The organism is Nostoc sp. C96, from assembly GCF_059384975.1.
Genome location: NZ_CM182020.1, coordinates 5,473,486 through 5,486,875 on the forward strand (window position 1 = coordinate 5,473,486; position 13,390 = coordinate 5,486,875).

General features: G+C 38.3%; 10 protein-coding genes. 7 read left to right on the forward strand and 3 right to left on the reverse strand.

Translation table 11 applies throughout. From position 1 onward, the window contains the following. The first annotated feature begins 9 nt into the window (after positions 1–9). The 3 genes from AC504W_RS23420 to AC504W_RS23430 all read left to right on the forward strand — a co-directional run bounded on the left by AC504W_RS23420 (position 10) and on the right by AC504W_RS23430 (position 4,402). Complete coding sequence (locus tag AC504W_RS23420; RefSeq protein WP_494874598.1) at positions 10–789, forward strand: WecB/TagA/CpsF family glycosyltransferase; 780 nt, start codon at positions 10–12, stop codon at positions 787–789. 71 nt (positions 790–860) lie between these two features. Then, on the forward strand, positions 861–2,039 hold the full coding sequence (locus AC504W_RS23425) for an endo-1,4-beta-xylanase (protein ID WP_494874600.1): 1,179 nt from the start codon (positions 861–863) through the stop codon (positions 2,037–2,039). Positions 2,040–2,179: 140 nt separating this feature from the next. Further along, a complete protein-coding gene (locus AC504W_RS23430) occupies positions 2,180–4,402 on the forward strand; it encodes a GumC family protein (protein ID WP_494879440.1) in 2,223 nt (740 codons plus the stop codon). A 55-nt stretch (positions 4,403–4,457) separates the two neighbouring features. On the opposite strand, the gene AC504W_RS23435 is transcribed toward AC504W_RS23430, so the two are convergent. The 3 genes from AC504W_RS23435 to AC504W_RS23445 all read right to left on the reverse strand — a co-directional run bounded on the left by AC504W_RS23435 (position 4,458) and on the right by AC504W_RS23445 (position 8,011). Beyond that, positions 4,458–5,846 carry a right-handed parallel beta-helix repeat-containing protein gene (locus AC504W_RS23435; RefSeq protein ID WP_494874603.1) on the reverse strand — a complete coding sequence of 463 codons (1,389 nt, stop codon included), beginning with the start codon at positions 5,844–5,846 and terminating at the stop codon, positions 4,458–4,460. A gap of 462 nt (positions 5,847–6,308) precedes the next feature. Then, a complete protein-coding gene (locus tag AC504W_RS23440; protein WP_494874605.1) occupies positions 6,309–7,694 on the reverse strand; it encodes a right-handed parallel beta-helix repeat-containing protein in 1,386 nt (461 codons plus the stop codon). Between the two features lie 233 nt (positions 7,695–7,927). Next, the gene (locus AC504W_RS23445) at positions 7,928–8,011 is read right to left on the reverse strand and encodes a hypothetical protein (RefSeq protein WP_494878748.1); all 84 of its coding nucleotides are present in this window, start codon (positions 8,009–8,011) and stop codon (positions 7,928–7,930) included. A 90-nt stretch (positions 8,012–8,101) separates the two neighbouring features. Here AC504W_RS23445 and ppsA point away from each other — a divergent pair, with 90 nt between their 5' ends. The 4 genes from ppsA to AC504W_RS23465 all read left to right on the forward strand — a co-directional run bounded on the left by ppsA (position 8,102) and on the right by AC504W_RS23465 (position 13,241). Beyond that, positions 8,102–10,543 (forward strand): phosphoenolpyruvate synthase, encoded by a 2,442-nt coding sequence (gene ppsA / locus AC504W_RS23450; protein ID WP_494874607.1) that lies wholly within the window; start codon positions 8,102–8,104, stop codon positions 10,541–10,543. 95 nt (positions 10,544–10,638) lie between these two features. Next, the gene (locus tag AC504W_RS23455) at positions 10,639–11,169 is read left to right on the forward strand and encodes a universal stress protein (protein ID WP_494874608.1); all 531 of its coding nucleotides are present in this window, start codon (positions 10,639–10,641) and stop codon (positions 11,167–11,169) included. A gap of 227 nt (positions 11,170–11,396) precedes the next feature. Next, positions 11,397–12,110: a carbonic anhydrase gene (locus tag AC504W_RS23460; protein ID WP_494874609.1), complete on the forward strand. Its 714-nt coding sequence runs from the start codon at positions 11,397–11,399 to the stop codon at positions 12,108–12,110. 396 nt (positions 12,111–12,506) lie between these two features. Then, positions 12,507–13,241: a carbonic anhydrase gene (locus AC504W_RS23465; RefSeq protein ID WP_494874611.1), complete on the forward strand. Its 735-nt coding sequence runs from the start codon at positions 12,507–12,509 to the stop codon at positions 13,239–13,241. Positions 13,242–13,390 lie beyond the last annotated feature (149 nt).

Genomic DNA, 13,390 nt, shown 5'->3' on the forward strand with positions numbered 1-13,390 from the left:
TTAAAGAATATGGTAAAAATGAGCAATTTTCCTGAAGTCAAGGTGTTAGACACAAGATTCCATAAATTAACGGTACAAGATTTAATTAGCTATATAGTTGAAGCTGGTAAAGTTGCCCAAAAAACTGTCATAGCCCATGTTAATGTTCGAGGTATGAACTTTGCCTATCAATTACCTTGGTATCGCAATTTTTTAAATAATGCTGATTTAGTATTTTGTGATGGGGTTGGCGTTTTGCTAGGTGCAAAACTTTTGGGTTATCAAATGGAACCTATACATCGTATGACTTGTCCTGATTATATAGAAAGTTTAGCCATAGCTTGTGAGCAAAACAATATTTCTTTATTTTTACTAGCTGGACAACCAGGAGTTACAGATAAGGCAATTAAAAAATTACTAGCGATCGCACCTAATTTACGCATAGATGGCCATCACGGTTATTTCGACAAATCTGGAAAAGATAATGATAATGTAATTGAAAAAATCAATCAATTTAAACCCGATGTTTTATACATTGGCTTTGGTATGCCATTACAAGAACGTTGGATTTTAGACCATTTTGATAAAATTGATACTCGCGTGTTTCTCCCTCTCGGTGCTTGCCTAGATTTCTACACTGATTCTGTGTATCGCGGCCCACGCTGGCTGACAGATAATGGTTTTGAGTGGTTAACACGTTTAGTGACTGAACCTACTCGTCTTTGGGAACGTTATATTGTGGGCAATCCACTATTTCTTTATCGAGTTTTGAAACAGCGTATTACCCAAAAAGTAATAGCTAACCCTTAAAATAAGTTGACTCAAATTTGTAACTTTAAAGGTATTTTTAATTCACTGCTACTCACAAAAATAAAGTCTTGATGATGAAAAGGCCTACATTGATTGACAGACGTAGTTTTTTATTTGGACTGGGTAGCTTGGCTACTGTAGGTACAGTGGTAGCAGGTAAAGTTACTTATGAAAATCAGCAAATACAAGCGCTAGATACTAATAATAGAGATTTTTCTGTAACCGAAAAACCTTCTTTACATGAACGTGCTGCTAAAAAAGGGTTGATTTATGGTGCAGCAGTGCGTACAGATATTCTCAAATCAGATGCTAAATATGCTGCTACCGTAATTGAAAATTGCCGGATGCTTGTGCCTGAATGGGAAATGAAGTGGGCTGCTGGTAATGTGAAGCTGCGTCCTAGTCCAGATAAATTTGATTTTGCTCCAGCGGATTGGATCGCGAATTTTGCTACATCTCATGATTTACTTTTACGCGGCCATACTTTAGTTTGGCATAGATCTTTACCTTCATGGTTTAAAGAAAAAGCTAATAGTAAAAATGCAGTAGAGTTATTAAAAAACCACATTAATACTGTAGTTAAACGTTATGCCGGCAAAATTCATTCTTGGGATGTAGTCAATGAAGTTATGCTACCAAAAGATGGTAGAAGTGATGGTTTACGTATTAGCCCTTGGTTAGAGTTATTAGGACAAAATTATATTGAATTAGCATTTCGTCTCACATCTGCTGCTGACCCTAATGCGTTATTAGTTTATAACGAATATGATTTGGATTATGACAATCGTCAGCAAGAAGCAAAAAGAACAGCCGTATTAAAATTACTAGAACGTTTGCGTACTAAAGGTACACCAATTCATGCCCTTGGTATTCAGGCTCACTTATCACCAGGAGACAATCAATTTAACGCCAAAAAACTCCGAAAATTTCTGCAAGATGTCGCTAGTTTAGGATTGAAGATTATGATTACAGAACTGGATGTAGTAGATAAAAAGCTACCTTTTGATATTCAAACTCGCGATCGCATTATTGCCGGAGTATATGAAGACTATCTCTCCACTGTACTCGATGAACGTGCAGTAATTGCTGTACTTACCTGGGGATTAAGCGATCGCTATTCTTGGTTAAATGAATTTGAACCTAGATCAGATAAAGCGCCAGTGCGTCCACTGCCCTATGATACTTATATACAACGCAAACTAGCTTGGAATGCGATCGCTCGTGCTTTTGATCAAGCGCCCAAACGCTAATTAAAACTATAAATCAATTTATATTTTGAAAACTCATTAAATGATGGTTTTTTAACATAGCTAGTTTATACTATTTACAGTCTACAGTGCGTAAGTAAGATTTTTATCATCTTGTCCCAAAGCAGTATTTTTGAAGCTATATGTCAAAAAATTCTATGGAATCTAGGGAAACAATCGATTTAGATATTAATCGTTACTTACTAGTATTGAAAAGACGATGGATACTAATTCTTAGTATTTTGGCAGCTAGTGTTGGACTGAGCGTTGCCGCAACAACACTCATGAAGGCTTCCTATGAAGCAGAAGCCAAACTCTTATTCAGAATGCCTTCATTTAATGTAGTAGGCACTAATCTTTTGCCTAGTACCAATGAAGGTGAAGAAACAGGCGATTTGAGATCTCTAGTATCTACTCAGAATCCGATAAATACTCAGATAGAAGTAATTTCTTCCCCACCTTTATTACAGCGAACTATAGATAAATTGCAACTCACAAACAATCAAGGTGAGCCACTAAAAGTAGAAGAACTACAAAAGAACCTGACACTAAAAATTGTTGGTGGTACCGATGTATTACGTATTGCCTACAAAAGCACAAACCCCGAAGAAGCCGCAGCAGTAGTTAACACAATCATAGATGCTTATTTAGAAAACGATATTGTGACAAGTCGTTCTGAAGCCGAAGCCACACGTAAATTTATGGCCAAGCAGTTACCGAACACTCAAGCTGCTGTTCATAAAGCAGAAGTAGCATTAAGAATATTTAGACAAAAGAATAACATTGCAGATTTAGCAGAAGAAACAAGATCAGGTGTTGGTGTTATTGGGAATTTGGATAACGAAATTAATACTGTTAATTCTCAACTAGCTGAAGTAACCGCCCAAAGTAATGAACTGCGCCAAAAAATCAATCTTAACTCTCAACAAGCGATCGCCGTTAGTACTTTGAGTCAATCTCCAGCGGTACAAGGTGTGCTGACACAACTGCAAGAGGTAGAACGTCAATTGGCTAACGAACGCAGCCGTTTCCTAGATGATAATCCCATAATTGTGAGTTTAGAAGCTAGAAAAGCAAACTTAACAGCCCTTCTCCAACAGCAAGTTGGTCAGACACTAGGTACACAAACACAAGTACCACAAAGGCTATTACAGATTGGAGAACTCAGACAAACATTAATTCAAAATTTTTTACAGTTAGAAGTACAACGCTTTGGACTGACAAATCGACTTGCATCTTTGTATAATTCCCGTTCTGCCTACGAACGACGGATGAAAATTATCCCACAGTTAGCCCAAACTCAGCGCGAGTTAGAACGCAAAGTTGATGTTGCGGAATCCACTTATCAAACTGTTCTAAAAAAAGTTCAAGAACTACAAGTAGCGGAAAATAAGACTACACCTAATGCGCGGGTTGTTGCTCAAGCAACCGTTCCTGAAAAGCCAGAATCAGGCAAGAAACTTATTTTCATAGCCTTGGGTTTGACCTTTGGTGCATTCTTATCAACTAGTGCCGTTCTGTTTTTAGAAATGAGAGACAAATCTCTCAAAACACTTAAGGAAATAAGAGAGGTCTTTGGATACACACTACTGGGTGGTATTCCTTTATCTACTAATAAAATGCGCTCCCGTGAAAGCGATGGCGAACTAGCATCTCCAGAAATTGCTGTTAGAGATATGCCTCACTCTCTAACTAGCGAAATGTATCGGATGATTCAAGCAAATTTAAAATTCCTTAGTTCTGATAAAGTCCTGAAGACCGTAGTAGTTACTAGTGCCGTACCCAAAGAAGGTAAATCTACAGTTTCTGCAAATTTAGCAGCCGCGATCGCTCAATTAGGACGTAAAGTTTTACTTATTGATGCAGATATGCGAGTACCTTCTCAACATCATCTTTGGCAACTAACCAATGCCGCAGGATTAAGCGAAGTTCTTGTCGGTCAAGCGGAATTTCCTACTGCTGTATATCAGGTAATGGATAATCTAGATGTTTTAACAGCTGGTGTTAGGCCACCTAACCCACTCGCTCTACTAGATTCCAAACGGATGGCATCACTAATTGACAATTTCTCTGCTAAATATGACTTTATCATTATAGATGCGCCTCCCCTACTTCTAGCCGCAGATGCTCTGACTTTAAACCAAATGTCCGACGGGATTTTGTTAGTAGTTAGACCTGGTGTAATTGAATCTAGCAGCGCCTTGACTGCCCAAGAAATGTTACACAGATCGAGCCATAACGTCTTAGGTTTAGTAGTTAATGGTATTTCTGAGCAAAGTGAATCCAACAGTTACCTCTATCAGGCTCACGAATATTTTAATCCTCACGAAATAAATAAAAAGGTTGTGTTAAAAAAGCAAATTTAATGTCAAAACTCTGCATTTTCAATTTTTTCAACACAACCTTATATCCTTTCAATTTCTAGAACTGATACTCATAAGCCCCAATATCATCCTTATTGCCAGAAGGACGAGGTTTACCTGCAAAATCAGTCGTTAAACCCCAATCAGCTGCATTGTTAATCGCTGGACTAGTTGCTTTAAGACGAAAATCACCACCCTCTGGGTTGACAAACTGCGGATCAGCCATAATGTCATTAGGCCCAGTCAGACTCAACAATGTACTGTTGGCGTAGACATTATAGTTATAGGAAACGTTGACATTATCCCAGTCTTTATTGAGTCTCTTACCAGAGGGAGAAACAAGAATGTTATTCCAGACATAAATATTATTTGCCGACACAGCTACAATCTGTCCACCATTATGTTCTGGGCTTTGATTATTCATATAAGTAGTGTTGTTGATAATATGAACATTCTCACTACTATAAGCAACGATGCCCGCACCTCCATTTTTGTATGAGATATTGTTGGCAATAAAGGTACGACCTTTATATGCACCTAATGTTGAGTTATTCTGGGTATTTTTGGCATCATCAATCAAAATGCCACTACCGTCTGAGAGTTTGCCATTATAAATCCAAGGAACGTACTGTCTATTTTTGTAGACCTTGTTATTGGTCACGTATATCTTATATCCCTGTTTGGTGTCAGAATTCCAATTTTGATAGAATGTAATACCACTAGGAGCATTAACCGAATACCAAGCATTGTTGTAGACTTCATTACGGTCTAGTGTGATGTAGTCTGCTTGCATTACAGCAACTCCTGCACCACCACAATCATGGATTTTATTGTTCAAAATCCGAATATGATGCAGATGATTATTTTTGCGCCCATCAACAGTAATGCAGTTTCCATTCGTGAGTGGATTGGAAGTGTTGGTTTTTTGACTCAAAGCATAATCAAGGGTGATATTAGGATTATTCCCCTCAATTTCTAGTCCGTTAATCTCAATATAGGATGAGTTATTACTAATTAGCACTCCATTCCAGGCGTTGTGTTTAATCTTTGGTGTATGTCCAGGATAGGCTTTATAGTAAATCCAACCATTGGCTGTACCACTGCGTTGAACTGAAAGTACATATCCAGAATGGCTATTTGTGTACAAGCCATTCATGATGAGTACGGTATCACCAGGGTTAGTGAGATTGGCAGCCTTTTGAATTGTTCTAAAGGGAGATGCTGTCGAGAGTCCATTATTGGTGTCGCTACCACTACCGCTGACATAGTATGTTTTCGGACTCGTTGTTTGGCTAAGTAAATAACGCTTTGATGCTGTGGCTTCTTGAGGAGTTGATGAAGGACGAACTTGTTTGACTATTGCAGCTGTCAGACTTTGGACACCTACTAAAATCCATAGCAGTGTTGGCAGTGCTAAGAACGCACTGAAACTCAAACTCTTTTTCATTACAGGGAACACTTTTATCTTTGTTACTGTTACTGAAACACCTATCCAACAAGATAATAGACAAGCCGATTTAGTCTATTGATTGACAAAATTATGGACAATCCATACACTTGACAGATATTTGACTCAATAAATTCAAGGGACTCATATAGTATCCTGAGCGTTAAGCAAATTGTCAAATAAGTAAGCTTAATTGAGTAAGTATCTACTAATTACAATAAAAATGTTTAATTAGGCATTAACTGTGTATATACTAATGAAATACATTAAAAATTTAATAACGCTTACACAGAACTAGCATTGCTTAAGTCAGGGTATATAAGCTGTTATCAATACAAATTGAACCATTTATTTATACCAAAAAGTCTCTAACAATAAACCCCTTTCCTGGTAAGAGAAGGGGTTTGATTAGCTAGTTGTATTAGCCGATGGAATATCTTTTATATCATTTCTTGAGCAAGACTAATACTCATACGCTCCAATATCATACTTTGTACCTGATGGACGAGCCTTACCGACAAAATCTGTTTTCAACCCACTCCATGTATAACCAGTATTAATGGCTGGGCTAGTTGACTGAAGACGGAAGTCAGCAATTCCAGGATTGACAAAGCGTGGATCAGCTAGAATATCATTAGCACCCTTAATCGGTATGACTGTACTGTTAGCATATACATTATAGTTGTAGGTAACGTTAGTGCTGTCCCAAATTTTACTCACTGCCATACCTGGGTTAGCGTAGAGAATATTATTCAACACTTTGACATTATTTGCCGATGTAGCAGAGATTTGTGAAGTATCAATCTCTGGAGTTTGGTTATTCATGTAAGTGGTGTTGTTGATAATATCAATATTCTCACTTTTATAAGCAACGATGCCACCACCACCATTTTTGTATGAGATATTATTGGCAATAAAGGTACGACCTTTATATGCACCCAATGTTGAGTTATTCTGGGTATTTTTGGCATCGTCAATAATCACGCCACTACCATCTGTGATTTTGCCATTATAAATCCAAGGAATGTACTGTCTATTGTTGTAGACTTTATTGTTAGTCACATACATCTTGTATCCCTGGTTGGTGTCAGAATTCCAATTTTGATATAGTGAAATTCCACTGTTTGCGAAAACAGAGTACCAAGCATTGTTGTAAACTTCATTACGGTCTAGTGTGATGTAGTCTGCTTGCATTACAGCAATACCTCCACCACCACAATCATGGATTTTATTGTTCAAAATCCGAATATGATGCAGATGATTATTTTTGCGCCCATCAACAGTAATGCAATTTCCGCTTGTTAGTGGATTGGAAGTGTTGGTTTTTTGACTCAAAGCATAATCAAGGGTGATATTGGGATTATTCCCCTCAATTTCTAAGCCGTTAATCTCAATATAAGACGAACCGTTACTAATTAGCACTCCATTCCAGGCGTTGTGTTTAATCTTTGGTGTATGTCCAGGATAGGCTTTATAGTAAATCCAACCATTGGCTGTACCACTGCGTTGAACTGAAAGTACATATCCAGAATGGCTATTTGTGTACAAGCCATTCATGATGAGTACGGTATCACCAGGGTTAGTGAGATTGGCAGCCTTTTGAATTGTTCTAAAGGGAGATGCTGTCGAGAGTCCATTATTGGTGTCGCTACCACTACCGCTGACATAGTATGTTTTCGGACTCGTCGTTTGGCTAAGTAAATAACGCTTTGAGACTGTGGCTTCTTGAGGAGTTGATGAAGGACGAACTTGTTTGATGATCGCAGCTGTCAGACTTTGTACATTAATTAAATTACATAGTACTGTCGGCAGTACTAAAAAAGCACTGAAACTTAAACTCTTTTTCATTACAGGGAACACTTTGAATTTGGAAAGGGTTATTCAAAACTACTTTGAAGTTCTCAGTGATGCCTCTGTAAAATTACAATTCAGTGCTGTTACAAAAAATAACTAATTTAAGTTAAAGTTTTGGTATCAATTAGAACTCTATAAGTAACAAGCATGTCCAGATTAATTGCTGTATCCTCACAAGTTCCTCAAATTATCTTTCTATAAATAAGAGTGTGAGACCTAAGAGCCAATCAATTTACTAAAACGTCTGAGGCAACACTTATAAAAATTAAGCTCAAAATATTGCGTTTTGAGTATCGGTTAAAGTCACACAATTTTTCTATCGAATGTGTTGCTATGAAAACCGCTAATGACCAAATAGTGAGAAGTTCTTAGATATCACTATCTGTTATGGAAACTCAAATATGCTAGACACATTTTTAAATTCAGCAGCATCTTTTTCAGAATCTCCAAAAGAAGCTTTTGTCTTACCTTTAAGTAATGTGGGAATTGCAGATATCCCTTTAGTTGGCGGTAAAAACGCTTCTTTGGGAGAAATGATTCAGCAATTGCGGCGTAAAGGAGTAAAGGTACCTACAGGCTTTGCTACTACTGCTTTTGCTTATCGATATTTTATTTCTGCGGCAGGATTAGAAGCACAACTGAGAGAGATATTTGCAGATTTAAATGTGGAGGATGTGCAGAATCTGCGGCAATGTGGCAAAAAAGCGAGAATGTTGATGTTGCAAACTCCGTTTCCGGCAGAATTACAAACAGCGATCGCTCAATCTTATCAAAATCTTTGCCAAGAATACGGTGCTGATACTGATGTAGCTGTGCGTTCTAGCGCCACCGCCGAAGATTTACCTGATGCTAGTTTTGCAGGTCAGCAAGAAACTTATTTAAATGTCCACGGACTACAAGCCGTTTTAGAAGCCTGTCATAAGTGTTTTGCCTCTATTTTTACTGACCGTGCTATTTCTTATCGACAAATTAAAGGTTTTGATCACTTCAATATTGCTTTATCAGTTGGCGTGCAGAAAATGGTGCGTTCTGATTTGGCAGTGTCTGGTGTGATGTTTTCTATCGATACCGAAACAGGTTTTAAAGATGCTGCTTTGATTACCGCAGCTTATGGTTTAGGTGAAAACGTCGTCCAAGGTGCAGTCAACCCCGATGAATATTTGGTGTTTAAACCAACTCTCAGACAGGGTTATCGCCCAATTATTCAAAAGCGCCTGGGTACGAAAGAAATCAAAATGGTCTATGACCTAGAAGGCTTGAAATTAACAAAAAATATTTCTGTCCCACCAGCAGAACGGAATCAATATGCCCTCAATGATGAAGAAATTTTACAACTAGCTAACTGGGCTTGCATTATTGAAGAACACTATTCTCAAGTGCGGGGAACTTACACCCCGATGGATATTGAATGGGCGAAAGACGGTTTGACCAATGAATTATTTATTGTGCAAGCGCGTCCAGAAACCGTCCAGTCGCAAAAAACCAAAAATGTTCTGCGACAATATCAACTCAAACAAAAGGGTGAGGTACTGCTGACAGGTCGCAGCGTTGGCGAGATGATTGGCCAAGGTAAAGCCAGAGTAATTCTTGATGTGCGCCAAATCAACCAATTTCAACCGGGAGAAGTGCTAGTTACTAACCGCACCGACCCTGATTGGGAACCAATTATGAAACGGGCGAGTGCAATTGTTACCAATTCTGGCGGAAGGACTTGTCATGCGGCGATTATCGCTAGAGAAATGGGAATTCCGGCGCTTGTTGGGAGTGGTAATGCAACAACTGTCATCAAAACTGGTACAGAAATTACTGTGAGTTGTGCTGAAGGTGAAACCGGGAAAGTTTATCAAGGTTTATTATCTTACGAAGTACAAGAGTTGCCTTTGGAGAAATTGCCCCGCACCCATACGCAAATTATGATGAATTTGGCTAATCCTGAAGAAGCCTTCGGTTTAACAGCGATTCCGAATGATGGTGTGGGATTAGCCAGGATGGAATTTATTATTAACAACCACATTAAAGCCCATCCTTTAGCCTTAATTCATTTTGATCAGTTAGAAGATGAATTGGCAAGATACAAAATTACTGAGTTAACTGCCCAGTATGAAGATAAATCTAAATTCTTTGTTGATAAACTAGCACAAGGTATTGGCACGATCGCCGCAGCTTTTTATCCTAAACCTGTAATCGTGCGGTTATCGGATTTCAAAAGTAATGAATATGCCAATCTCTTGGGTGGTAAGCAATTTGAACCCAAAGAAGAAAACCCGATGATTGGTTGGCGTGGTGCTTCTCGTTATTACGACCCCCGCTATAGTGAAGGTTTTGCCCTAGAGTGTCAGGCTATGAAGCGAGTTCGAGATGAGATGGGTTTAGCCAACGTGATTCTCATGATTCCTTTCTGTCGAACTCCCCAAGAAGGTAAGCGTGTATTAGCCGAAATGGCGCAACATGGTTTGGTGCGAGGCGAAAACGGACTGCAAGTTTATGTGATGTGTGAATTGCCCAGTAATGTGCAACTAGCAGATAAATTTAGTGAAATTTTTGATGGTTTTTCTATCGGTTCAAATGATTTAACCCAATTGACCTTGGGATTAGATCGGGATTCTGAATTGGTCGCCCATTTATTTGACGAACGGGATGAAGCCGTGACTAGAACCATTGCCAATGCGATCGCTACTGTGAAGAAATATGGTCGCAAAATTGGGATTTGTGGTCAAGCACCTAGCGATTATCCAGAATTTGCCCGTTTCTTAGTCGAACAAGGAATTGATTCTATCAGTCTCAACCCTGATTCCGTACTCAAGACATTATTAGAAATTGCCAAGGCTGAAGAAAAAGAATGAAGTGTGAAGTCTGAAGGCTGAAGTTTTATGCTTTAGCCTTCTACTTCCTAACTTTTTGCCATAACCAAAAGACTAATGACTAAGGATTTTAATTTATGTTTAAGAAAATTTTAGTAGCAGTTAATAATACAGAAATTGGTCATTATGTGTTTGAACAAGCTCTATCATTAGCCATATTAAGTAATGCAGAATTGATGGTTTTGCAAGTTATTTCTCCTTTTAATAATGACTTTCTTAACACCTCCGAAGGTGAAATACATAGCGGTTATACCTCATCTCAAAGCCATAATTTAGAGTATTACTTAGGAGAATGGGAAAAATTAAAGCAACAAGGAGTTGAATTTTTAACATTACTGATAAATCAAGCGATCGCCAAAGGTATATCAGCAGAATTTACCCAAGAACTAGGCGATCCTAGTCGGATGATTTGTGAAGTCGCTGACACTTGGAACGCCGATGTCATAGTTATCGGTCGGCGTGGTTTGAGTGGCATTAGTGAATTGTTTCTTGGTAGTGTTAGTAATTACGTCCTGCATCATGCACCCTGTTCAGTGCTGACAGTTCAAGGTGCAATGAATGTAAATACAGAAACTTCTTTAACAGCATCACCAAGTTTCCCAACTTAGAAACTTATTGTGCTTAATTAACGTCGTGAGGGCAGAGAATTTTCATTAACATCAAAGATTATAAACAGAAAGCAGATGATATTGGTTACTTGTGTCCTTAGTGTATTATCTGTTAGTGCGATCGCTTCCATGTTAAATAACTAGAAAACCGTGTTAGCAAGTACTCTTCCTACCAGTTGAAGTTTGATATCTTCCTGATCACAACGAAAATGTTGTCAGGTAGATTAATGACACGAATTAATGGATTTATTGGTCGCCGGAATTTTTTGCGATTTGCTGGTACAGGTAGTTTAGCGATCGCCGCTACGACGATTGGTGGTAGCCTGATAGGTGGGAGTCAGAAAACTGCGATCGCTGATGTTAATCCAGCTAACCCTAATCCAGTTAACCCAAATCAAGCTTTAAAACTTTTGCTGGATGGGAACCAACGATTTATCCAATACAAACGCCAATATCCCCATCAATCATTAGCACGTTTACAATTAGTCGCCAAAGCACAGTACCCTTTTGCGGCTATTTTAGGTTGTGCTGATTCCAGAGTTCCGGCGGAAATTATTTTCGACCAAGGACTAGGAGATTTATTTGTGGTACGAGTTGCTGGTAATGTTGCCAGTGATATGGTTATTGGTAGTTTGGAATATACTACAGCCGTATTAGGCACACAACTGATTGTCGTGTTGGGTCATACAAAATGCGGTGCTGTTGCTGCTGCAAGTAAAAACGAACCCATGCCTGGTATGATTGGTCGTGTAGCTGAGAGCATCAAACCTGCATTAAACAAACTGAATTCTACTGATGCCGTCATTGCCAATGTGCAGTATCAGGCGAAAAAATTGCAACAAAGTTCCACCATATTAGGTCAGAGGTTGCAATCAGGCAAACTCAAAATTCTTGGTGCTTGCTACGATATCGATACTGGCAAAGTTAATCTCATTCCTTAATTTATAGCTGGATGTAGCCAGCCGATCTATTTGGTGAAAATTGAGAGGCTTATAACCTCGGCTTTTAGTAAAAGTCGGGGTTCTTGTAGTTGAGGAATATTTAGGACTATCATAAACCCTACTTATTACTTCTATACAAAGAAAATCAACCATAGACTAACACCACAGTTAAGCATATTATTCTTGTATGCAAATTAAGTTCAAATGAAATACCTTACTCTGATATATTTCAGTCTATGGTAAAAATTTGAAATTCCTAAGCTAAATCAATCAATTTATCTTTACCTTGATAACGCGATATGCTAAGTGGCGCTCGAAGTTTCAGGTACCAGGATTTAACTTGATGTTGAAAACAGCAATTTAGGATAAATTTCCTTTTGGAAGTGAGGTTGACTAATGAGTAGAATTAATGGATTTGTTGGGCGGCGTAATTTTATTAAATTAGCAGGTATAGGCAGTGTTGCTGTTGGTGCTAGTGCCACTGGTAGTATAATTTGGCAAGGAGAAAAAGCTATTGCCCAACAACCATCTAAGCCTGAACCAAAACCTCAAATAGTAGATCCTCAAGAAGCTTTAAAAACATTAATGGATGGTAATAAAAGATTTATAGAAGATAAACGCATGAATCCAAATCAATCAAAATTGCGTTTACAAGAAATTTCTGCGGGTCAATATCCGTTTGCAGCAATACTAGGCTGTGGAGATTCTAGAGTTCCAGCCGAAATTGTTTTTGATCAGGGATTTGGAGACTTATTTATTGTACGGGTAGCTGGTAATATTGTTAGCCCAGAAGGTATTGGTAGCTTAGAATTTGCCACAGCTGTATTAGGTGCGCCATTAATAGTAGTTTTAGGACATACAAAATGTGGTGCAGTCTCAGCTGCTGTTAAAGGTGACCCACTCCCAGGTAGAATTGGTGCTTTTGTGGAAGAAATAAAACCAGCCGTAGAAATGGTGAGAAATAAACCAGGCAATTTAGAAGATAATTCTGTAATATCTAATGTGCAATATCAGGTAAAAAGGTTAGAAGAAAGTTCAACAATCTTAAGAAGCCTGATCAAAGAAAAGAAACTCAAAATTGCTGGCGGTCGTTATGAGATAGCAACAGGAAAAGTCACATTAGTAGCTTGATTTATTCCGCATCTGGTTAATAAAGAGTGCAAATTTTCATAGCCTCAGATTCTAGTCAATTTGAATTGCTGAGTGAACATTGTTGCATAACAAAGAGTAGAGACTATTAGGGTGGGCATTGCTCACCCTATTTGTTTAAATAACGTTAA

Coding starts and splice junctions, on each gene's coding strand:
- AC504W_RS23460 (WP_494874609.1), top strand. CDS start 11,397: ATGACACGAATTAATGGATTTATTGGTCGCCGGAATTTTTTGCGATTT.
- AC504W_RS23440 (WP_494874605.1), bottom strand. CDS start 7,694: ATGAAAAAGAGTTTAAGTTTCAGTGCTTTTTTAGTACTGCCGACAGTA.
- AC504W_RS23435 (WP_494874603.1), bottom strand. CDS start 5,846: ATGAAAAAGAGTTTGAGTTTCAGTGCGTTCTTAGCACTGCCAACACTG.
- AC504W_RS23420 (WP_494874598.1), top strand. CDS start 10: ATGGTAAAAATGAGCAATTTTCCTGAAGTCAAGGTGTTAGACACAAGA.
- AC504W_RS23455 (WP_494874608.1), top strand. CDS start 10,639: ATGTTTAAGAAAATTTTAGTAGCAGTTAATAATACAGAAATTGGTCAT.
- AC504W_RS23465 (WP_494874611.1), top strand. CDS start 12,507: ATGAGTAGAATTAATGGATTTGTTGGGCGGCGTAATTTTATTAAATTA.
- ppsA (WP_494874607.1), top strand. CDS start 8,102: ATGCTAGACACATTTTTAAATTCAGCAGCATCTTTTTCAGAATCTCCA.
- AC504W_RS23425 (WP_494874600.1), top strand. CDS start 861: ATGATGAAAAGGCCTACATTGATTGACAGACGTAGTTTTTTATTTGGA.
- AC504W_RS23430 (WP_494879440.1), top strand. CDS start 2,180: ATGTCAAAAAATTCTATGGAATCTAGGGAAACAATCGATTTAGATATT.